Origin of the sequence: Curvibacter gracilis ATCC BAA-807, assembly GCF_000518645.1 — a bacterium.
Classification (GTDB): Bacteria; Pseudomonadota; Gammaproteobacteria; order Burkholderiales; family Burkholderiaceae_C; genus Curvibacter; species Curvibacter gracilis.
This window is the reverse complement of sequence record NZ_JADZ01000011.1, coordinates 1-19,786: the sequence shown is the minus strand read 5'-3', so window position 1 is coordinate 19,786 and position 19,786 is coordinate 1. Positions and strand designations below refer to the sequence as shown.

The window sequence follows — 19,786 nt, the reverse complement described above, 5'->3', positions numbered from 1 at the left end:
TGGGCCAGTCTAGGCAGATGAACTTCAGGGTGGGTCAGGCAAGGGCTTGGTTCAGGCCCTTCTGGCCCGCAGCAGATCGCTGATGTTGCGTTTACTGGTGAGCGCAACGAGGGGGATTGTCGCATGAGTCGATAATCACGGATTGATTCGTCACTTTTTCCATCAAAGCAGAACATGGCCCAATACGTTTTTTCCATGAACCGAGTCGGCAAGATCGTGCCGCCCAAGCGTCAGATCCTGAAGGACATTTCGCTGAGTTTCTTCCCGGGCGCCAAGATCGGCGTGCTGGGCTTGAACGGCTCGGGCAAGTCGACCCTGCTGAAGATCATGGCCGGCATCGACAAGGAGATCGAGGGTGAAGCCATCCCCATGGCCGGCCTGAAGATCGGTTACCTGCCCCAGGAGCCCCAGCTCGACCCCGAGCAGACCGTGCGCGAATCGGTTGAAAGCGGCATGGGCGAGATCAAGGCCGCCCAGCAGCGCCTCGAAGAGGTGTACGCCGCCTACGCCGAGGAAGACGCCGATTTCGACGCCCTGGCCGCTGAGCAGGCCAAGCTCGAAGCCATCATCGCCACCGCCGGTGACGCCTCCGACCACCAACTCGAAATCGCGGCCGACGCCCTGCGCCTGCCGCCCTGGGATGCCGTGATCGGCAAGCTCTCGGGCGGTGAAAAGCGCCGCGTGGCCTTGTGCCGCCTGCTGCTGTCCAAGCCCGACATGCTGCTGCTCGACGAACCCACCAACCACTTGGACGCCGAATCGGTCGACTGGCTGGAGCAGTTCCTGGCCCGCTTCTCGGGCACCGTGGTGGCCATCACCCACGATCGCTACTTCCTGGACAACGCCGCCGAGTGGATTCTGGAACTCGACCGGGGCCATGGCATTCCCTACAAGGGCAACTACAGCACCTGGCTGGACCAGAAGCAGGCCCGCCTGGAGTCCGAGCAAAAGGGCGAGGAAGCCCGTGCCAAGGCGCTCAAGAAGGAACTCGAATGGGTGCGCCAGAACGCCAAGGGCCGTCAGGCCAAGAGCAAGGCCCGTATCGCCCGCTTCGAGGAACTGAGCGATTACGAATACCAGAAGCGCAACGAAACACAGGAAATCTTCATTCCTGTGGCCGACCGCCTGGGCAGCCAGGTGATCGAGTTCAAGGGCGTGAGCAAGTCCTTCGGTGACCGCGTGCTGATCGACAACCTCAGCTTCAACATCCCGGCCGGCGCCATCGTCGGCATCATCGGCCCGAACGGGGCCGGTAAATCGACGCTGTTCAAGATGATCGCGGGCCGCGAGCAGCCCGATTCGGGCGAAGTGGTGGTGGGTCAGACCGTCAAGATGGCCTATGTGGACCAGAACCGCGACGAGCTGGCCAACGACAAGACCGTCTGGGAAGACGTGTCCGGCGGGCTGGACATCCTCACCGTGGGCAAGTTCCAGATGGCCAGCCGCGCCTACTGCGGTCGCTTCAACTTCAACGGTGGCGACCAGCAGAAGAAGGTCGGCCTGTTGTCGGGCGGTGAGCGTGGCCGTCTGCACCTGGCCAAGACCCTGATCGCAGGCGGCAACGTGCTGCTGCTGGACGAACCCTCGAACGACCTGGACGTGGAAACCCTGCGCGCCCTGGAAGATGCGCTGCTCGAGTTCGCCGGCACCATCCTGGTCATCAGCCACGATCGCTGGTTCCTGGACCGCATCGCCACCCACATCCTGGCGGCCGAAGGCGACAGCCAGTGGACCTTCTTCGACGGCAACTACCAAGAGTACGAAGCCGACAAGAAGAAGCGCCTGGGTGAAGAAGGCGCCAAACCCAAGCGTGTCCGATTCAAGGCACTGAAATAAGCGTAAAAAACTGAAACAATGACGGGGCCCCATGGCCCCGTTTTTGTGTCGGGTCGGGCCGTACCCTAGGAGCCTGTCCATGTCCGCCCAGCCGCCCAGCAGCCCGCCCTCTGCCGTGCTTCAGGAGTGCCTGGAAGACGCGCGTCGCGAGGCGCGCCTGCTGATCGAGAAGCTGGTCGATTTCACCCGCCACAACCTGCGTCAGCGCGAGAGCGCCGGGCGCAGCTTCACCGACCGCAACGCGGTCACCGCGGCGATCGATGAGTTGGGGCGCCATCAAACGGTGCTGGTCGACGGCTTTGTGACCCGGGTCAACCAGGGGCTGGTGGAGTCGCCTCAGGCCGCCACGGAGAAATCCCAGAACCAGTCGCTGATGCAGCTCAAGTTCGACCAGCTGGAGCTGATGGACGAGGACCAGGTGCAAAGCCGGGTCGAGCTGGCGCGCGCCCTGCAGATGACCCTGCACGCGGTCGATCCCACGCTGCCCGAACTCAACACCCTGAGCTGCGCCTTGCAAGGCCTGCCGGTGGTGATCCCCGACCGCAACCCCTTTCGCCCCGAGATGTACCTGCGCGCCCTGCAGGCTTCGCTGGAGAGCGTGCCGGTGTCGGCCGCCGTGCGCATGGTGTGGACCCAGCAGATGTGCAGCCTGCTGGGTACCGAGCTCAACGATTTCTACCGCTTTCTGAACCACAAGCTGAAGCAGCGCGGCATCAAGCCGGCCCTCTACACCGTGGCCCAGCAGGAGGCCAGCAGCCGACCCGTGTATGTGCCGGATGTCCTGCCTGTGGAGGCCCCTCCCTCGGCGGGCCGAGGCAGCGCCCCCCGAGGCGCAGCGTCCAGCGGGCCGCCTGGGGTGGGCGGGGCGGGCCCGGGGGGGGCTGCGCCGCGTCAAGCCTCGGCCGGCGATCGTGTCCCGGCCTCCCAGGGCTTGCCGAGCGCCGGTCGCCGAACCGGTTCGGGGGCCCCGCCGCTGTATCTGGATGCCTTGCCCCAGTCCCAGCCCGGTCCGCTGAGCCCCTCGAATCCGTCTGCCTCGGGCGACGTGCCAGCCATCACGGTGGGCCAATTGCGGCGTCTTCTGGCCAGCGATGGCCCTGCCCGTGGGGCCGGGGCGCGCGCTGCGGGGCCGGATGCTGCGCGGCTGGAGGCCTTTGCCCAGCAGTTCGAACAGCGGTTCGAAGCCGAGGCCGAGGCCGATGAGGTGTCGCACACCGATTTCGACAGCACCCTGCCGGCCGCTTTCGATGCCCTGAGCAACGAGCGCGAGATGAGTCAGGTGCTGCAGCGCCTGGCACAGCGCCAGGGGGCTGTGGCCCCGATCGGCCGCCCGATCAGTGTGCGCGAACTGCGCGAGCAGCTGCGCCAGCAAGGCCAGGAAGTGGGGCCGCTGGTGGCGCTGGAAGTGGTCGCCCTGATGATCGACAACATCACGCGTGACGCCCGGCTGCCGCAGGCGGTGCGTCTGGCGGTGCGTGAGCTGGAAACCCCCTTGGCCCAACTGGTGGTGGCCGATCAGCGCTTTTTCAGCGACAAGGCGCATCCGGCGCGCCGCCTGCTCGATGAGCTGACCCAGCGCAGCCTGGCGTTTGAAAATGAGAGCGCTGCGGGCTTTGAGGCCTTCATGGCCCCGGTGCGCCAGGTGGTGGAGATGCTGGGCAAGGCCGCCATCGATGGCCCCGGCCCCTTCGAGGTGGCGTTCAAGGAACTGGAGCGCGCCTGGAACGAGCACCAGGAGGCCGAGCGCCGCAAGCGCGATCTGGCCGTCAAGGCCTTGCTGCATGCCGAACAACGCAATCTGCTGGCCACCCGCATCCGGCAGGAGATTCGCGCCTTGCCGGACCTGGCGCAGGTCTCTCCCGAGGTGAGTGAGTTCCTGCTGGGCCCGTGGGCCCAGGTGATGGCCCAGGCCCGATTGGGCGAACGGGCGTCAGAAGGGGACCCGGGGCATTACCTGGCGTTGGTCGACGAATTGCTCTGGAGCGCCCAGCCCGTGCTCACCCGGCGCAACCCGGGGCGCCTGACACGGCTGATCCCCAGCCTGCTGGGCCGCTTGCGCGAGGGCCTCAAGACCATCGACTACCCGCCGGTGCAGACCAGCGCCTTTCTCGAAAAGCTGATCGTGTTGCACCAGGCGGGCTACCGCACCCAGCTGCCCTTGCCTGCGCAGGCACCGGCGCCGAGCGCGGCACCCGCCCAGCCGGCCACGGCCAGCCCCGAGCAGGCAGCGGGCAGCCGCACCGAGATCGAACTGGATGACAACCCGGCCTGGCTGGCGCCGCAAGAGGCGCGGGACTCGGGCTTCCTGACCCTGCCCACCGAAAAGCCCGCCGAGGACGAGGCGGTGCCCCTGTTGCCGATGCTGGCCGACGAGGAGCTGCCCGCGCTGGAGTTGGGCAATTGGGTGGAGATGAACACCGGTAAGGGCTGGCAGCGCACCCAGCTGACCTGGGCCAGCCCGCATGGCACCTTGTTCCTGTTCACCCGACCCGATGGCAGCACCCAGTCCATGACCCGGCGCATGCGCGAACGCATGATGCGCGAAGGCCTGATGCGTGTGCTCAGCACCCAGCCCGTGGTGGCCGGTGCGCTGGACGAGGTGGCACGCACCGCCTTGCGCAACACCGTCTCCACGCCGGGGGCCGATGCGGCGCCAGAGCCCCGTCCCGCCAAGGGCCGGGGCTGATTGCTGAACACGACGGGATCGCCGAGATCGCCGGGATCGCAGCGCTTCGGTGCGGCTCAGGGCGTGGTGCTGTTGGCGGGGGCGTAGTTGGGTAGGTTGCCGGGTTCGGTGCCGGGCATGCTGGCGTCCGTTTCGCCGCGCAGGCGCCGCCGCACCCACTGCAGGTGGCTGCGCAGCGCGTACAGCTCGTCGGTGTAGGACAGGGGCAGGTGGATGTGGCTGAGCTGCTGCTCCACCTCGTCCAGTTCGGCCAGCAGGCTGGGGGCGTCGGCCTCCTGGCGGTCGAAACGGCCTTCGATGTCGCGCAGGCGCCCGTACCAGCGGAACACCCGGGAGCGCACGCGGAAGGTGTACAGCGGGGGTATCACCCGGCTCAGGGGCAGCACGATGGCCACGATCACGCCCAGGGCCAGGGCCATGCGCTGCACCAGGTTGGCCAGCCAGAAGGGCAGGTGCCGCTGCAGGATCGACGGGCCCTCGGTGTAGGCGCGCTCGGCTTCGCGGCTCAGTGGCAGCTCGCTGTGGTTGAGGTTGGGGAACTCGCGCGCCCGGTTGAACCAGCCCGCCCCGCCGTGCAGGCGCAGCGCCTGCTGGGCAAACAGCTGCTGCAGGGCCGGGTGGGTGTCTTCGTGGGCCAGCAGCGAGGTGGTCGAGGCCACCAGGCGCAGGTCGCGCCCGGGCAGGTCCCGCGCCAGGTCCACCATGCCGCGCGGCAGGGTCACCGGGCTGAGGTAGGGAAAGCGCCGCGCATAGGCCTCGCTTTGCACAAAGTTCATCAGCTGCACGCCGGGCGTCTGCAGCAGCATGCGCACAAAGGCCGATTCGGGGGCCGAGGCAAACACCACCACATCCAGCTCGCCGGCCAGAAACGCCACCGTGGCCTCGGTCTGGGCCAGGTGCGACAGCTTGAGCCGGGCCGGGTCCAGGCCATTGGCCTGCAGCATCTGGTTCATCAGGGCCGGCACGCCGGTGCCGGGGGCGCCCACGTTGACGCGCAGCCCCCGCAACTGGACCAGGCTGTTGAGCGTGAGTTTGCTGCCCGCAGGCTCGGGGCTGGCCGGGTTGGGCCGGTAGAACACCCAGATCGGCTCGACAAACAGGCTGCCCAGCGACACCAGGGCCTGATCATCATCGGCGCTCTCTGCCGAGGCCGTGCCCCCTTGCACAAAGCCCAGGTCGGCGCGGCCTTCGGCCAGCAGTTGCAGGTTGGCCGCCGAGCCCTCGGACGGCAGCAGGTGCACGGTGATGCCTTCGCGGGCCAGGGCCTCGGCATAGGCCTTGCCAAAGCGTTCGTAGGCGCTCTGGGCCGGGCCGGTGGCCAGGGTCACCTCGCGCGGCGGGTTGGGGTTGAGCCACCAGTAGGCCAGCCCCAGCAGCAGCACCGGCAACAGCGCGATCGGCCCGGCCGAGACCAGCAGGTCGCGCAGGGTGAGCAGGTAATAACGCAGGGTGCGTGAGAGCTTGGACATGGTGACCCCTCAGCGAACCCGGCGCAGATCGGCTGCGGCGGGCAGGTGCAGGCCTTCGGCCGTGCTCAGGCCCCGGGCGGCCAGCACGGCGTTCAGCGTGGCCCGGGCGGTGACTTCGGCGGCCAGCGTGGCCAGCACCATCATGCCCGGCGAGTTGGCGGCGCGGCCGGTGGCCAGCGCGAACACGGTGTCGCCATCCGAGGGGGTGTGCACCGGGTTGATGGCCCGGGCCAGGCCGTCGTGCCCCGAGACGGCCAGGCGATGGGCCTGGGCCTTGCTCAGCGGGGCGTCGGTGGCGAGCACGGCCAGGGTCGTGTTGGTGCCGGGCAGCAAGGGTTTGGGGGGCTCGCCGCGCAGCAGGGCGCGCCGGCTGTCCAGCAGGCCCTTGCCGTTCAGGGTCCGAGCCCCGGCGACCACGGCGCCGGTGTCCGGGTCGATCACGTCGCCCAGCGCATTGCAGGCCACCAGCGCGCCCACGGTGACGCCGGCCACCGTCAAAGAGGCCGTGCCCACGCCCCCCTTCATGGCCCGGTCGATGCCGAAGATCTTGCCCACGGCGGCACCCGTGCCGGCGCCCACATTGCCTTCGGCCGGGCGGCGGGTGCCGGCTGCCGAGCAGGCCGCATAGCCCGCTGCGGCGTCCGGGCGGATGCGCATGTCGCCCACCAGCAGGTCGAACAACACGGCCGAGGGCACGATGGGCAGCCGGCCCACGCCCACGTTGAAGCCCACACCCTGTTGCTCCAGCCAGCGCACGGCGCCCGTGGCGGCCTCCAGCCCCCAGGCGCTGCCGCCGGCCAGCACGATGGCATGCACCTGCTGCACCAGGTTCGAGGGGTCGAGCAGATCGGTTTCACGGGTGCCCGGGGCGGCGCCGCGCACGTCCACCCCGGCCACCGCCCCGTCGCGCGCCAGGATGGCGGTGCAGCCGGTGGGGCGGCGCGGGTCGGTGAAATGCCCCACCTCGATGCCGGGTACCTCGGTGATGCTGCCGGGGTGGCGGCGGCGTGGCGCTGTGGGTGGGGTGGAGCGGGGGGAACGAACGGCGGTGGTCATGGGGTTGGGCGGGTGGCGATGACGGGCAGCGCCCGATTATGGGCGCTGCCGGGCGTCAAGCCGGGGGCCTGAGCGCCTCTGACCTCGTCAGACCCCGTGGACCTTCTCAGTGCACATGGGCGCCTGCGGCTGGCTTGCGCACGCTGGGCAGACCGGGTTCCGGCACCGGCGGGCTGGCGGCGGGGGGCGCTGCTTCGACGGCCTGGGTACCGTGGGCTGAATGATCGCCGGCCGCGCCTGCCGCCTGTCCATGGTCATGCCCGTGGTGGTGCATGGCGCCCTGTGTGTTGGCTGCCGGGGCCGCCGGCGGGCTGCCCTTGGCCCGCACCGGCTCGGGCAGCGGGCCGGTCCACTCGCGGGCCACGCTGCCGGCAGGGGGATGGAAGGGGCCGGGGTCGCTGTAGTCGCCGGGTTTCTGCCCGCGCCGCACCTTGAGCAGGCTGAACATGCCCCCCATCTCCAGCGGGCCGTAGGGGCCGGTGCCGGTCATCATGGGCAGGGTGTTCTCGGGCAGGGGCATGCGCATGGCGCCCATGTCGGCCATGCCCCGGTCGCCCATGGGCATGTAGTCGGGCACCAGCTTCTGGATCTTGTCCAGCACGGCGCGCTGGTCCACACCGATCATGGTGGGCACGGCGTGGCCCATCGGGCCCATGGTGTGGTGGCTCTTGTGGCAGTGCAGCGACCAGTCGCCTTCCTCGTCGGCCACGAACTCGATCTGCCGCACCTGGCCCACGGCCACATCGGTGGTCACCTCCGGCCAGCGGGCCGAGGGGGGCACGGGGCCGCCATCGGTGCCGGTGACCGTGAACTCATGGCCATGCAGGTGCAGTGGGTGGTTGGTCATGGTCAGGTTGCCCACCCGGATGCGCACCCGGTCGCCCTGGCGCACGTTGAGGCTGTCGATGCCCGGAAACACCCGGCTGTTCCAGGTCCAGAGGTTGAAGTCGAGCATGGTGCTGACCTGGGGCGTCATCGAGCCGGGCTCGATGTTGTAGGCCGCCATCAGAAAACAGAAGTCACGATCGACCTTGGCAATGTGCGGGTGGCGCTGGCGTGGGTGGGTCACCCACAGGCCCATCAGGCCCATGGCCATCTGCACCATTTCGTCGGCATGCGGGTGGTACATGAAGGTGCCGGGGCGGCGCGCGGTGAACTCGTAGACAAAGGTCTGACCGGGCTGGATGGCCGGCTGGGTCAGGCCGGCCACGCCGTCCATGCCATTGGGCAGGCGCTGGCCGTGCCAGTGCACGCTGGTGTGTTCGGGCAGGCGGTTGGTCACGAACAGGCGCACCCGGTCGCCCTCGACCACCTCGATGGTGGGGCCGGGGCTCTGGCCGTTGTAACCCCAGAGATTGACCTTCATGCCGGGGGCCATCTCCCGCACCACGGGCTCGGCCACCAGGTGGAACTCCTTCACCCCGGCATTCATGCGCCAGGGCAGGGTCCAGCCGTTCAGGGTCAGCACCGGGTTGTAGGTCGCCCCCTCGGGGCGCCAGGGGGCGGCGCTGTCGGCGTCGGTCTGGCTGACGGGGTCGGGCAGGGCGGCGAGGGCGCTGCGGGCCACGGCGGCGCTGGCCACGGCACCGGCCAACGCGCCCGAGAAGAATTGTCGTCTTTGCATGTTCAATGTCCTTGGGGTGGGGCGGTGGGGGCGGCGCCTTGGGGGGCGGTCAGGCTCAGGGCACCGGGCGAGGTGCCGTTGAGCGCCAGGCGCAGGTCGGTGTCGGCCAGCCAGAAGTCGCGCCGGGCCTCGATGGCGGCGTTCACGCTCAGCAGGGTGCTGCGGGTTTCGCTCAGCAGATCCCACACGCTGAGCAGCATGCCGTTGTAGCGCAGCAGGGTTTCGTCGCTGAGCTGGCGGCGCAGCGGCAGCACCTCGGTCTCATAGTGCCGGGCCAGGGCCCAGGCCGATTGCCAGGCCTGCCAACGCGTGCGGGCCTCGCTGCGGGCCAGCACGGCCACCTCGCGCACCCGGGCCTGGCCCAGGCGCAACTGGGCCTCGGCACGGGCCTGGCGGGCCTGGCCCTGGTCGAACAGCGGCAGCGGCACGGCGATTTCAAAAATGCGCTTGCTGTCGCGGTTGCCCGGGCTGGTCACGGTGTTGTAGCCCGCGCCCAGCTCGAAGGCGCTGACATAGCCCGTCACCCGCGTGAAGCCCATGCTGGCGGCCACATGGCGGTATTCGTCCTGGGCCGCCCGCACATCCAGCCGTTCGCGCAGGGCCTGGGCTTCGTAGTCGGGGGCGGGCTGCAGGGCGTCGGGCAAGGCCGGCAGCTGGGCGGGCAGTTGCAGCAATTCGCCGCTTTCCAGGCCCAGCAGTCGGATCAGCTGTTCCCGGCTGGCCTGGGCCTGCAGGCGGCTGCGTTGCAGCTGGGCCCGTATGTCGGCCAACACGGCCTGCTCGCGGGCCTGTTGCAGCCGGCTCCAGTTGCCGGCCCGCACCATGGCTTGGCCCAGCTCGGCGGCCGCCTCGGCGGCCTCCTGCACCTGGGCCAGGTAGTCGGCCGTCTGCTGGGCCGCCACGGCGCGCACCCAGGCGCGGCGCACCTCGGCGTTCAGGCGCAGCACCTCCTGGGCGGTCTGCAGGCGGCCCAGGGCCAGTTGTCGGTCTTGCCACTGCAGGCGCCAGGGCAGGGTGACCAGGCTCCACAGGTCGATGCGCAGCAGGCGCTCGATTTCGACCTGCTGGCCTTCCACCACCCGCCCCAGGCCCAGCGTGGGGTTGGGCCACAGCGCCATCTGCTGGCGCTGGGCGGTTGAGACGTCCAACGCGGCCAGCGCTGCCTCCAGGTTCGGGTTGTTGAGCAGGGCCAGGCGCTGGGCCGCGTCGGCGTCCAGGGGGTGTGACAGCAGGCGTTGGCGGGCGTCGCCCACGCTTTCGCCGGCCGGGGCTTGCCATTGCTTGGCTTCGGGGCCGCCGTGCTGTTGCACCAGCGTGCGCACTTCGGGTGTGTCGGAGCCATCGGCGTTGCTGCCCGGCGAGGCGCAAGCGCCCAGCAGGCCGGCCACCAGCAGGCAGGACGCGAGAAGGGATACAGGGCGGCGACAGCCACCCGGGGATTGGGACATGAGGGTCACTCCGGAATCGTGAGAACAGACGCCGCCTGGCACAAGGCCTGGGCAGGCGGACACGGCACCGCAGGCTCGAAGGAGCCTGGCGGGGCAGGGCAAGGGGGTTCTCAGCCGATGGGGGGTTTGAGGTGTGGCGCCAGGTGGGCGCTCCGGAAGCGAACCACAGGCGCTGTGTGCACGGCCTGGGGCAGGGGGCTGCCGAGGCAGGCCGGCAAGGCCAAGGCCAGCAGTGGCAGATGGCACACCTGGCAGGCATTGCACGGGCCACCGTGATCGGCGGGCCCGGCATCGGGGGTGGGGTCGGTCGGCATGGCGGTGGCCCATGCGGCGGCTTCGTGACAGGGCGGCAGGGGCTGCTCGGTTGCCGCGATCGAAGCACTGCCCTGCAGGGTCGGCAGGCTGGCGAAGGCCATGGCGTCGCCCACCCACACTCTGAGGGTGAGCAGACAGATCAGCAGCAGCAGGCCGGGACGACGCATGGCGTGATGATAAGCCGAGCCCGCGGGGGCTTTCTGTGCCAGGTCAAGTCAGGCGGCTGCGGGCCTTCTCGATCCAGACCTGCAGGTGGTCGATCAGGCCTTGCTGGCTGAACGAGCAGCTTTCTTCCGAGAACAGGGCTGAGGATTCCAGTCGGTCGAGCAACTGGCCCTGGACCTCGCTGAACGCCGGCGGCAGTGCCGCCAGCAAGGTGTCGAATTGCCGGGCCTGGCGGCTGAACTCATGGGGGGGCAGGCGGCCCTGGCGAAATTCATCGAAGCGGGCATTCAAGGCGTCAAGTTGCTGCAGTGGCGTCATATGGGGAGGGTCGTGTGGACAGAGGACCGGTTGGCTTTGTTCGTTGGGCGGGGGTGCTGCAAAATTTCTGATCGCAATAGCACTTGTCGTGCGGCATTTTCGTTGAATTGCCTTGATTTTTTGCTCTGATAGCCAGGACCGGGCTCGTCACTTCCTAGAATAGAAACATGTTGAAACTCATAAATGCCAAGCAATTGAGGCTCGGCATGTATGTGCACAAGTTCGAAGGGTCCTGGTTGAACCACCCTTTCTGGCGCAGTGCCTTTTTGCTGGAAGATCAAAAAGACCTGGATGCGATCCTGGCCAGTGGGGTCAGCGAGCTGTGGATCGATCTTTCACGCGGCTGCGGCTTGCCCGCAGCGGCGCCGGTGGCTGTGGCTGAGCCCGCGCCACCGCCCGCCCCGGCACCCGCACCGGCACCGGCAGGGCCGCCAGCCCCCGTGCGGCAAGCGGGCACCAGCATGAGCCAGGAGCTGGTGCAGGCCAAGCGCATCCTGCTGCAAAGCCGCGAGGCGGTGACCTCCCTGTTCAACGACGTGCGCTTGGGCAAGGCCATCGATGTCAATGGTGCAGTACCACTGGTCGAAGAGGTGACCTCGTCGGTGATGCGCAACCCGGGCGCCCTGGTGAGCATCGTGCGCCTGAAAAACCGTGACGATTACACCTACATGCACTCGGTGGCGGTGTGTGCGCTGATGGTGGCGCTGGCCCGCCAACTCGGCTTGGACGACGCGCAGAGCCGCGACGCGGCCATGGGCGGGCTGATGCACGATCTGGGCAAGGCCTTGATGCCTCTGGATGTGCTCAACAAGCCCGGCAGCCTGACCGAGGACGAGTACGGCATCATGAAACGCCATCCCGAGGCCGGCTGGAAGCTGCTCAAGGAGGGGGGCGGTGCCACGGCGGCCACCCTCGACATCGCACTGCACCACCACGAGAAGGTGGATGGCTCCGGCTACCCGCATCGGCTCAAGAGCACCGACATCACGCTGATGTCGCGCATGGGCGCCGTCTGCGATGTGTATGACGCCATCACTTCCAACCGCCCCTACAAGGCCGGATGGGATCCGGGCACCTCGATCCGGCGCATGAATTCGTGGGCCGGCCATTTCGACCCGGTGATCCTCAAGGCCTTCATCCGCAGCATCGGCATCTACCCGGTCGGGTCGCTGGTGCGGCTGGAGTCCGGCCGCCTGGGGGTGGTGACGGAGCAGAACGACAGCTCGCTGCTCACGCCCAAGGTGACGGTGTTTTTCTCGCTCAAGTCGAACGAGCCCATTTCGCGCCAGGTGCTGGACCTGGCCGGTCGGCACAACCACGAGAAGATCGTGGCGGTGGAAGACAAGGAGAAGTGGGGCTTCAAGTACCTCGACGAGATCTGGTCCGAGGTCTGAGCGCTTTCACCGTGCGCTCGTGGCGGCTTACAGCTTGGCCAGTCGGTCGAGCGCCGCCTGCAGCGTCTCGTCCTTCTTGGCAAAGCAAAAGCGCACCACGCGCTGGTCGAAGCCATTGCCATAGAAGGCCGACAGCGGGATGGCCGCCACGCCGATCTCACGCGTGAGCCACTGGGCAAAGTCGGCCTCGCCCAGGTCGCTGACCTCGGAGATGTCCACGCACTGGAAGTAGCTGCCCTCGCTGGGCAGCAGCTTGAAACGGGTGCGCTCCAGCCCGGCGCGGAACAGGTCGCGCTTGCGCTGGTAGAAGGCCGGCAGGTCCAGGTAGGGCGTGGGGTCGGCCATGTAACGGGCCAGGGCATGCTGCACCGGGGTGTTCACGGTGAACACGTTGAACTGGTGCACCTTGCGGAACTCGGCCGTCAGCGGTGCCGGGGCGGCCACATAGCCCACCTTCCAGCCGGTCACGTGGTAGGTCTTGCCAAAGCTCGAGACGATGAAGGCGCGTGCGGCCAGGCCGGGAAAGCGGGCCGCGCTCTGATGCGTCTGGCCATCGAACACCATGTGTTCGTACACCTCGTCACTGATCAGGAAGATGTCTGTGGGGGTCAGCAACTCCTGCAGGCGCAGCATGTCGGCTTCGCTCCACACGGTGGCGCTGGGGTTGTGCGGCGAGTTGATCAGGATGGCCCGGGTGCGCGGCGTGATGGCGGCAGCGATCAGGTCAAAGTCGGGGCGGAAGGTGCCGGGCGAGAGCGGAACGCGCACCACCACGCCGCCGGCCAGCTCGATGTTGGGCACATAGCTGTCGTAGCAGGGCTCCAGCACGATGACTTCGTCGCCGGCCCGCACGATGGCCAGGACGGCGGTGATGATGGCCTGGGTGGCGCCGGCCGTGACCGTGATCTCGTCGGCGGCACTGTAGTGGCGGCCATGCAGGGCTTCGATCTTGCGCGAGATGGCCTCGCGCAGGGCCGGCACGCCGGCCATGGGGGGGTATTGGTTCAGGCCCTGCTGCATGGCCTGGGTCACATCGTCCACCAGGCGTGGGTCGCAGTTGAAGTCGGGGAAGCCCTGGCCCAGGTTGACGGCGCCGGTCTCGGTGGCCAGGGCCGACATCACCGTGAAGATGGTGGTGCCCACAGCGGGCAGCTTGGTTTGCAGCGGAGGGGTGCGGCCGGTGGCCGGGCTGGCGTTGGTGCTCATGGCGGACGACGGATGAAGTGGGTTCAGATCAGAGTTCGTAATCGTTCACATGGCCACTCAAGGCCTTGGCGATCAGTTCGCGGCTGAGGCGGTCGCTCAGCAACTCGGCAAATTTGTACACGAAATTGCGCAGGTAGGCGCTGCGCTTGAAGGCGACGCGGGCCACGTTCTGACCGAACAGGTGACCCATGGGGCGCACGGCCAGGTCGCCGATCGGGTCATCGCGCACCGCCATCTCGGCCACGATGCCCACGCCCAGGCCCAGGCGCACATAGGTCTTGATCACGTCGGAGTCGATGGCTTCCAGGGCGATGCGGGGCTGCAGCTTCTTGGCGGCAAAGGCCTGGTCGATGCGCGTGCGGCCCGTGAAGGAGGGGTGGTAGGTGATCAGCGGCTCGTTGGCAATGTCTTCGAGGCTGAGGCGCTCTTTCTGCACCAGGGGGTGCTCCGGCGGGAGCACCAGCACGTGTTGCCATTCGTAGCAGGGCAGGGTGACCAGGTCGGCATAGTCGGCCAGCGATTCGGTGGCGATGCCGATCTCCGCCACCTCGTCGAGCACCATGCGGGCCACTTGATCGGGGGCGCCCTGGTGCAGGCTGACATTGACCTTGGGGTAGGCCTCGCGCAGCCGCGCCACCGGCACCGGCAGCACATAGCGGGCCTGGGTGTGGGTGGTGGCGATCGACAGGGTGCCGCTGTCCTGGGCACTGAACTGCTCGCCGATGCGGCGCAGGTTGCCCACTTCGCGCATGATCAGTTCGATGCTCTTGAGCACGTGCTGCCCCGGCTCGGTGATGCGCTTGAGGCGCTTGCCGTGGCGGGCAAAGATCTCAACCCCCAATTCCTCTTCGAGCTCGATGATGGCCTTGGACACGCCGGGCTGCGAGGTGTGGAGCGCCTTGGCAGCTTCGGTCAGGTTCAGATTGCGCCGGGCGGCCTCCTGGACGAAGCGGAATTGGTGCAGGTTCATATCGAATATCGGCTAAAGATGCTGGGCATTATGCTGCAGAAGTCTAATGAATCCGGCGGCCCCAGACCCTCTTCACGGTGCCAGGGCGACCACGGCCAGGGCGTCCAGGATGTCGGGGTGTTCACCCACGGCATCGCTTTGATCGAAGGCCACCGCCGGGTGCTGGCGGGCCAGTTCGGCCATCAGCACGGGCAGGTCTTCGCGGGCGTGGCGGCCCACACCCAGGAACATGGGCACCACGCGCACCCGCGTGGCGCCCTGGGCGATCAGCGCTGCGGCGGCCTCGGGCAGGCTGGGGGAGGTGAGTTCGAGGTAGGCGCAGGTCACCGGGGTGCCGGGCGAACGCTCGCGCACGCGCTGGGCCACGGCCTCGATCGGGCGCGCCCAGGCCGGGTCGCGCGAGCCATGGGCAAACAGGATGATGGCGGTCATGGGGTGGGGGTACTTTCTCGGGCTGCAGGCTGTGGGGTCAGCGGCGCAGCACCAGCCAGCCAAAAGCGGCCAGCGACATCAGTGAATAAATCAGTCCGGGCGCGGCGGCCACCACCCAGGGCACCCAGTTCTGCAGGTTGCCGATGTAGCCGAACACGTTGTTGAGCAGAAAGAAGCTGATGCCCGCCATCACACCACCGAACACATAGGTGGCAATGCCGCCCGAGCGGAAGTGCAGGTAGGCAAAGGGCAGGGCCAGCACCACCATCACCAGGCAGCTCAGCGGGTAGAACACCTTGCGCCAGAACTCGATCTCGTAGCTTTGGGCGCTCTGTCCGTTGGCGTCCAGATGCTGGATGTACTCGAACAGGTCAATCGTGCGCATGCGGTCGGGCTTGAGCAGGGCGGCCGAGGCCATCTCGGCCGTGATCTGGGTCGGCCAGCGAAGCTCGGGAAGCTTGCGCTGGTCGATGCGGGCACTGGAGCGCTCATCGTTGGGAAACTCGCTGCGCTGCACGTTCTCGAGTTGCCACGAGTCGTCCTGATTGAAGCGCCCGGTCTCGGCCCGCGTCATCGACACGAGGTGCCCTTGCGGGTCGAACTCGAAGATGCGGATCTTCTGCATGCCCCCATCCGGGCGCATGCGCGCGATGTTCACGGCATACGAGCTGTAGGCTTGGCGCTCCTTCATCCAGGCGCCCGTCTGGCCGGTGGTCAGCCGGCCCTGGTAGCGGGCCTTCATCAGTTGCCCGGCCCGTTCGGCAGCGGGCGCCAGGTAGTCGCCCACGGCAAAGGTGGTCAGCACAAAGGCCAGGCCCAGCGTCAGCAGGGTGCCCAGGGCGCGCCAGGGACCCAGGCCGCTGGTGCGCAGGATGGTGAACTCGGAGCTTTGCGCCAGGTTGGCCATCACGAAGATGGTGCCGATCAGCACGGTGATCGGGAACAGCTCATACAGGTGGCTGGGAATCGCCAGGCCCACATACATCAGGGCCTGGGTGATGTGGTAGCTGCCCTGGTTCACCCAGCGCAACTCGTCGACCAGATCGAAAAAGAAGAACAGCGCCAGAAAGCCCAGGGTCACGAAGGACACCGCGCTCAGGATCTGCCCATACAGGTAGCGGCGGATGGTGTTCATGCCGGCTCCCCAGCGCTCAGTCGGCGCAGCAGCAGGTGGCGCCAGCTCCAGTTGTAGTGGCGCTTGGCCAGCAGGGCCAGGCCCACCACACCGGCACCGCCGTGCAGCAGCAGCATGAACTGAGCCGCCTGGATGCTGCCGTTGGCCACCCAGTTCTGCCCCAGGTTGATGAAGTTGTAATAAACCACGAACGCGAACAGCGCGAACACCAGGCTGCCGGCGCGCCCGGCACGCGGGTTGACCACCGACACGGCCAGGGCCAGCACCACAAAGTTCAGGCCGGCCAGGGCCAGGCCCAGGCGCCAGGTCAGCTCGCCCAGGTTGGGCGGGGTCGGGTCGCGCAACAGGCGCAGGGTGGACAGGGCCTTGGTCGGTCCGTCATCGGCGTCGCTCAGGTTGTTGCTGCCGACCAGGGTGCCGTATTCGCTGAAATCGCTGACCTTGATGCTGCCGTCGCTCATCAGCTGCTCCATGCGCTGGCCCTGGCTGAGCATCACATAGCGCCCCTGCTGAAGGGTTTCGATGCGTGCCGTACGGGCCGAGGTGACGGCTTCCTTGCCATGTTCCTGGGCGGCAATGAACACATTGCTGCCGCTGGTGTTGTCATTGGTCTGCTTGTCCACAAAGAACACCCGGGCCCCGTTCGCCGATTCCTGGAACTGGCCTGGCGCCACCCGCTCCACGTCGCCGCGCTTCTCATAGTGGTCACGCATGTCCTGCACCTGCTGGTTGGACCAGGGCCAGCCCACCAGGGCCAGCAGCGCGATCACCAGCAGCACGGGCCAGGCGAAGCGGAACAGGGGCGAGACGAAACTGGCCAGGCCGCGTCCGCTGGCAAACCAGATCACCATCTCGCTGTCGCGGTACATGCGCGACAGGGTGCCGACAATGGATACGAAAAGGCTCAGCGCCAGGATGGTGGGCAGATGGCCCAGCACTGTGTAGCCCATCACCATCATCACGTCGGACGGGCTGACGGCGCCCCGCGAGGCCTGTCCCAGGGTGCGGATCAGCATCATGGTCATGACCACCGTGGCCAGCACCACCAGCGTGGCGCCGAAACTGCGGGCCAGTTCCTTGCGCAGAGTTGAATGGAATAACATAGAACGAGATAAAAGGGTGATTATGAACTTTGAACTGAAACCCCTCAGCCTGTCTGCGGCCGCTGCCGAGAAGGCTGATCTTCTGGTGATCCTGGTGCCCGAGGGCTTCAAGCCCGGCCCGGACACCCTGTCCACCGTGCTGGCGCAGGCGCTCAAGGCCGAAGACTTCAGCACCAAGGCGGCCCGCCTGCTGTCGGCCTACCGGCTGGCCGGTGTCGGCAGCGCCCGGGTGGTGTTTGCCGGTGTGGGCGATGGCGCGGCCAAGGCCGTTCGTCAGGCCGTGCAGGCGGCCGTGGCCTCGGTGCGGGCCGAATCCGTCAAGCGCCTGACGCTGGTGTTCGCCGGCGCTGAGGTCTCCGCCCAAGCGGTGCGCTCGGCCGTCCAGGCCGTGGCCGATGGCAGCTATGTCTACACCGCCACCAAGCCGCGCGCCGATGCCCGTGTGTTGCAAAAAGTGACCCTGGGTCTGGCCGCCACCCCCAATGCCGAACAGCGCGCCGCCCTGGCCCAGGCCAGCGCGGCCGTGCTGGGCATTGAACTGGCCAAGGAGTGGGGCAACCGTCCGGCCAACCATGCCACGCCCACCGATCTGGCGGCGGCCGCCAAGGCGCTGGCCAACCGGGGCTCCGGTGTCCAATGCGAGATTCTGCTGCCGCGCGATGTGGCCAAACTGGGCATGGGCTCCTTCATGGCGGTGGCCAAGGGCTCCGAGCAGGAGCTGCGCTTCATCGTGCTGCGCTACCAGGGCGCGGCCCGCACCCAGGCACCCGTGGTGCTGGTGGGCAAGGGCATCACCTTCGACACCGGTGGCATCTCGATCAAGCCGGCCGGCGAAATGGACGAGATGAAGTTCGACATGTGCGGTGCCGCCAGCGTGCTGGGCACCTTCCGTGCGTTGGCCGAACTCAAGCCCAAGATCAACGTGGTGGGCCTGATCCCGGCCTGCGAGAACATGCCCGACGGGCGTGCCCTCAAGCCGGGCGATGTGGTGACCAGCCTCAGTGGGCAGACCATCGAGGTCTTGAACACCGACGCCGAAGGTCGCCTGATCCTGTGTGATGCCTTGACCTACGCCGAGCGCTTCAAGCCGCGTGCCGTGGTCGACATCGCCACCCTCACCGGGGCCTGCGTGGTGGCCCTGGGTGCGGTGCGCTCGGGCCTGTTTGCCACCGACGACACCCTGGCCAACGCCTTGCAGGCCGCCGGTGACCGGGCCCAAGACCTGTGCTGGCGTCTGCCGCTGGACGAAGACTATGCCGAAGGCCTCAAGAGCAATTTTGCCGATGTGGCCAATGTGGCGGGGCGCGCCGGTGGTGCTGTCACGGCAGCCAAGTTCCTGCAGCGCTTTGCCGGCAAGTTCCCCTGGGCCCACCTCGACATCGCGGGCACGGCCTGGAAGAGCGGCAGCGCCAAGGGGGCCACGGGCCGACCGGTGGGCCTGTTGCTGGAGTACCTGCTGAGCCAGGCCAACCACGATGCGCACCAGCCCGCTGCCAAGGCGCCGGCCAAGACCGTGACCGCCGGCAAGCCGGGCAAAGCCGTCGCCAAGGCACCCGTCAAGGTGATCGCCCAGGCCAGCGCACCGCGTGCCAAACCGTCCGCCGCCAAGAAGGCATGACCGAGATCGCCTTCCACTTCAACATGCCGCAGAAGCTGCCCTATGTGCTGCGGCTGATCCGCAAGGCGGTGGCTGCCGGGGCGCGCGTCACCGTGACCGGGGCCGAGGCCCAGTTGCGCACGGTGGACACGCGCCTGTGGGAGCTGGCGCCCCACGAGTTCATCCCTCACTGTGCGGCGGGTGCCGAAGCCCATGTGCTGCAGCATTCCCCCGTGCTGCTGACCGCCGACCTGTCGCTGCAGAGCCAACCCCAGGTCCTGGTCAATGTCGGCGCTGAAGTGCCGTCCGGCTTCGAGCGCTTTGAGCGCGTGATCGAGATGGTCAGCCTCGAAGACGCAGACCGCCAGGCCGGGCGCGCCCGCTGGCGCCACTATGCCGATCGTGGCTATGCCATCCAGCGCCACGACATCCAGGTCAAAGGAGGTGCTTGATGAACCAACCCCCCCGAGTTCCCCCGCGTTTCGTGCCCACCCTGACCGAGGTGGTGCAGGTGGCGGCGCCGCCCGCGGCGCCGCCCGCCTTCGACGCGCTGGCGTTTGAAGAGCAACTGGTGCACCGGGTCATGCAGCGCGTGGACGCCTTGCTGGAGCAGCGGGTGCGGCAGGCCGTGACCCATGTGATCGAGGAGCAGACGCGCAGCCTCCTGCCCAGGCTGCGCGAAGAGCTGGACTCCGTGGTCCGAGGCTCGCTCAGTGAGGCCTTGGCGCAGGAGCTGGCCTCACCGCGATGACAGGGCCGTGAGCCCGGTTTGATCCACCTCAGGTCATCGATGTTGTTTTTCTTAACTTATCGTGTTCCCTGATGTTTCATTCGTGAGGATTGCGCTATCGTGCTTCGCACTGAGTCAAGATCAACCTCAGCACTTATCTCGGAGTCTCTTATGCAAATGAAGTTGAAAATCACCGCTGTTGCTGCCCTGGCAGTTCTGGCAGGCGCTGCCTCGGCACAAGACGTTCAGGTCGTGAAGATCGGCCACGTCGCCCCGATGTCGGGTGCCCAGGCCCACTACGG

The 19,786-nt window shown here is 67.7% G+C and carries 17 protein-coding genes and 1 pseudogene; 7 read left to right on the top strand and 11 right to left on the bottom strand.

Annotation, left to right across the window (positions count from 1 at the left end; all coding sequences use genetic code 11):
• Positions 1-174: 174 nt before the first annotated feature.
• Entirely contained in the window at positions 175-1,836 is a 1,662-nt protein-coding gene (gene ettA / locus L880_RS0108355; protein ID WP_027475295.1) for an energy-dependent translational throttle protein EttA, read from the top strand.
• Positions 1,837-1,915: 79 nt separating this feature from the next.
• A complete protein-coding gene (locus L880_RS0108350) occupies positions 1,916-4,522 on the top strand; it encodes a DUF1631 family protein (RefSeq protein ID WP_027475294.1) in 2,607 nt (868 codons plus the stop codon).
• Between the two features lie 56 nt (positions 4,523-4,578).
• Here the strand turns inward: L880_RS0108350 and L880_RS31990 are convergent, their stop codons facing one another.
• From L880_RS31990 to L880_RS0108320, 6 genes are all read right to left on the bottom strand, one after another.
• Positions 4,579-5,991, bottom strand: a complete 1,413-nt coding sequence (locus L880_RS31990) for a TAXI family TRAP transporter solute-binding subunit (protein WP_051443173.1) — start codon at positions 5,989-5,991, stop codon at positions 4,579-4,581.
• Positions 5,992-6,000: 9 nt separating this feature from the next.
• Positions 6,001-7,047, bottom strand: coding sequence for a P1 family peptidase (locus tag L880_RS0108340; RefSeq protein WP_211245298.1), 1,047 nt, complete (start codon positions 7,045-7,047; stop codon positions 6,001-6,003).
• Between the two features lie 106 nt (positions 7,048-7,153).
• Positions 7,154-8,671 (bottom strand): multicopper oxidase family protein, encoded by a 1,518-nt coding sequence (locus tag L880_RS31985; RefSeq protein WP_043328982.1) that lies wholly within the window; start codon positions 8,669-8,671, stop codon positions 7,154-7,156.
• A 2-nt stretch (positions 8,672-8,673) separates the two neighbouring features.
• On the bottom strand, positions 8,674-10,119 hold the full coding sequence (locus L880_RS0108330) for a TolC family protein (protein WP_027475292.1): 1,446 nt from the start codon (positions 10,117-10,119) through the stop codon (positions 8,674-8,676).
• A 110-nt stretch (positions 10,120-10,229) separates the two neighbouring features.
• Complete coding sequence (locus tag L880_RS0108325; protein ID WP_027475291.1) at positions 10,230-10,601, bottom strand: hypothetical protein; 372 nt, start codon at positions 10,599-10,601, stop codon at positions 10,230-10,232.
• A gap of 43 nt (positions 10,602-10,644) precedes the next feature.
• Positions 10,645-10,917: a hypothetical protein gene (locus tag L880_RS0108320; RefSeq protein ID WP_027475290.1), complete on the bottom strand. Its 273-nt coding sequence runs from the start codon at positions 10,915-10,917 to the stop codon at positions 10,645-10,647.
• Between the two features lie 167 nt (positions 10,918-11,084).
• Here L880_RS0108320 and L880_RS0108315 point away from each other — a divergent pair, with 167 nt between their 5' ends.
• Positions 11,085-12,311 carry a cyclic di-GMP phosphodiesterase gene (locus L880_RS0108315; protein WP_027475289.1) on the top strand — a complete coding sequence of 409 codons (1,227 nt, stop codon included), beginning with the start codon at positions 11,085-11,087 and terminating at the stop codon, positions 12,309-12,311.
• A gap of 27 nt (positions 12,312-12,338) precedes the next feature.
• Here L880_RS0108315 and L880_RS0108310 read toward each other — a convergent pair whose 3' ends face one another.
• The 5 genes from L880_RS0108310 to lptF all read right to left on the bottom strand — a co-directional run bounded on the left by L880_RS0108310 (position 12,339) and on the right by lptF (position 17,157).
• Complete coding sequence (locus L880_RS0108310) at positions 12,339-13,517, bottom strand: pyridoxal phosphate-dependent aminotransferase (RefSeq protein ID WP_027475288.1); 1,179 nt, start codon at positions 13,515-13,517, stop codon at positions 12,339-12,341.
• A gap of 28 nt (positions 13,518-13,545) precedes the next feature.
• Positions 13,546-14,487, bottom strand: a complete 942-nt coding sequence (locus tag L880_RS0108305; protein ID WP_019575161.1) for a CysB family HTH-type transcriptional regulator — start codon at positions 14,485-14,487, stop codon at positions 13,546-13,548.
• Positions 14,488-14,559: 72 nt separating this feature from the next.
• A complete protein-coding gene (locus L880_RS0108300; RefSeq protein WP_027475287.1) occupies positions 14,560-14,919 on the bottom strand; it encodes a sirohydrochlorin chelatase in 360 nt (119 codons plus the stop codon).
• A 37-nt stretch (positions 14,920-14,956) separates the two neighbouring features.
• On the bottom strand, positions 14,957-16,054 hold the full coding sequence (lptG, locus tag L880_RS0108295; RefSeq protein WP_027475286.1) for an LPS export ABC transporter permease LptG: 1,098 nt from the start codon (positions 16,052-16,054) through the stop codon (positions 14,957-14,959).
• Complete coding sequence (lptF, locus tag L880_RS0108290) at positions 16,051-17,157, bottom strand: LPS export ABC transporter permease LptF (RefSeq protein WP_027475285.1); 1,107 nt, start codon at positions 17,155-17,157, stop codon at positions 16,051-16,053. Before lptF ends, lptG begins: the two co-directional genes overlap by 4 nt.
• A gap of 22 nt (positions 17,158-17,179) precedes the next feature.
• On the opposite strand from lptF, the gene L880_RS0108285 reads away from it, so the two are divergent.
• The 4 genes and pseudogenes from L880_RS0108285 to L880_RS36315 all read left to right on the top strand — a co-directional run.
• Positions 17,180-18,775 carry a leucyl aminopeptidase gene (locus tag L880_RS0108285; RefSeq protein ID WP_027475284.1) on the top strand — a complete coding sequence of 532 codons (1,596 nt, stop codon included), beginning with the start codon at positions 17,180-17,182 and terminating at the stop codon, positions 18,773-18,775.
• Positions 18,772-19,206, top strand: a complete 435-nt coding sequence (locus L880_RS0108280; protein ID WP_027475283.1) for a DNA polymerase III subunit chi — start codon at positions 18,772-18,774, stop codon at positions 19,204-19,206. Before L880_RS0108285 ends, L880_RS0108280 begins: the two co-directional genes overlap by 4 nt.
• Positions 19,206-19,505 (top strand): hypothetical protein, encoded by a 300-nt coding sequence (locus L880_RS0108275; protein ID WP_043328978.1) that lies wholly within the window; start codon positions 19,206-19,208, stop codon positions 19,503-19,505. The genes L880_RS0108280 and L880_RS0108275 overlap by 1 nt, the downstream gene beginning before the upstream one ends.
• A 150-nt stretch (positions 19,506-19,655) precedes the next feature.
• Positions 19,656-19,786: pseudogene (locus L880_RS36315) on the top strand (branched-chain amino acid ABC transporter substrate-binding protein); the annotation flags it as partial.

Coding starts and splice junctions, on each gene's coding strand:
- ettA (WP_027475295.1), top strand. CDS start 175: ATGGCCCAATACGTTTTTTCCATGAACCGAGTCGGCAAGATCGTGCCG.
- L880_RS0108350 (WP_027475294.1), top strand. CDS start 1,916: ATGTCCGCCCAGCCGCCCAGCAGCCCGCCCTCTGCCGTGCTTCAGGAG.
- L880_RS31990 (WP_051443173.1), bottom strand. CDS start 5,991: ATGTCCAAGCTCTCACGCACCCTGCGTTATTACCTGCTCACCCTGCGC.
- L880_RS0108340 (WP_211245298.1), bottom strand. CDS start 7,047: ATGACCACCGCCGTTCGTTCCCCCCGCTCCACCCCACCCACAGCGCCA.
- L880_RS31985 (WP_043328982.1), bottom strand. CDS start 8,671: ATGCAAAGACGACAATTCTTCTCGGGCGCGTTGGCCGGTGCCGTGGCC.
- L880_RS0108330 (WP_027475292.1), bottom strand. CDS start 10,119: ATGTCCCAATCCCCGGGTGGCTGTCGCCGCCCTGTATCCCTTCTCGCG.
- L880_RS0108325 (WP_027475291.1), bottom strand. CDS start 10,601: ATGCGTCGTCCCGGCCTGCTGCTGCTGATCTGTCTGCTCACCCTCAGA.
- L880_RS0108320 (WP_027475290.1), bottom strand. CDS start 10,917: ATGACGCCACTGCAGCAACTTGACGCCTTGAATGCCCGCTTCGATGAA.
- L880_RS0108315 (WP_027475289.1), top strand. CDS start 11,085: ATGTTGAAACTCATAAATGCCAAGCAATTGAGGCTCGGCATGTATGTG.
- L880_RS0108310 (WP_027475288.1), bottom strand. CDS start 13,517: ATGAGCACCAACGCCAGCCCGGCCACCGGCCGCACCCCTCCGCTGCAA.
- L880_RS0108305 (WP_019575161.1), bottom strand. CDS start 14,487: ATGAACCTGCACCAATTCCGCTTCGTCCAGGAGGCCGCCCGGCGCAAT.
- L880_RS0108300 (WP_027475287.1), bottom strand. CDS start 14,919: ATGACCGCCATCATCCTGTTTGCCCATGGCTCGCGCGACCCGGCCTGG.
- lptG (WP_027475286.1), bottom strand. CDS start 16,054: ATGAACACCATCCGCCGCTACCTGTATGGGCAGATCCTGAGCGCGGTG.
- lptF (WP_027475285.1), bottom strand. CDS start 17,157: ATGTTATTCCATTCAACTCTGCGCAAGGAACTGGCCCGCAGTTTCGGC.
- L880_RS0108285 (WP_027475284.1), top strand. CDS start 17,180: ATGAACTTTGAACTGAAACCCCTCAGCCTGTCTGCGGCCGCTGCCGAG.
- L880_RS0108280 (WP_027475283.1), top strand. CDS start 18,772: ATGACCGAGATCGCCTTCCACTTCAACATGCCGCAGAAGCTGCCCTAT.
- L880_RS0108275 (WP_043328978.1), top strand. CDS start 19,206: ATGAACCAACCCCCCCGAGTTCCCCCGCGTTTCGTGCCCACCCTGACC.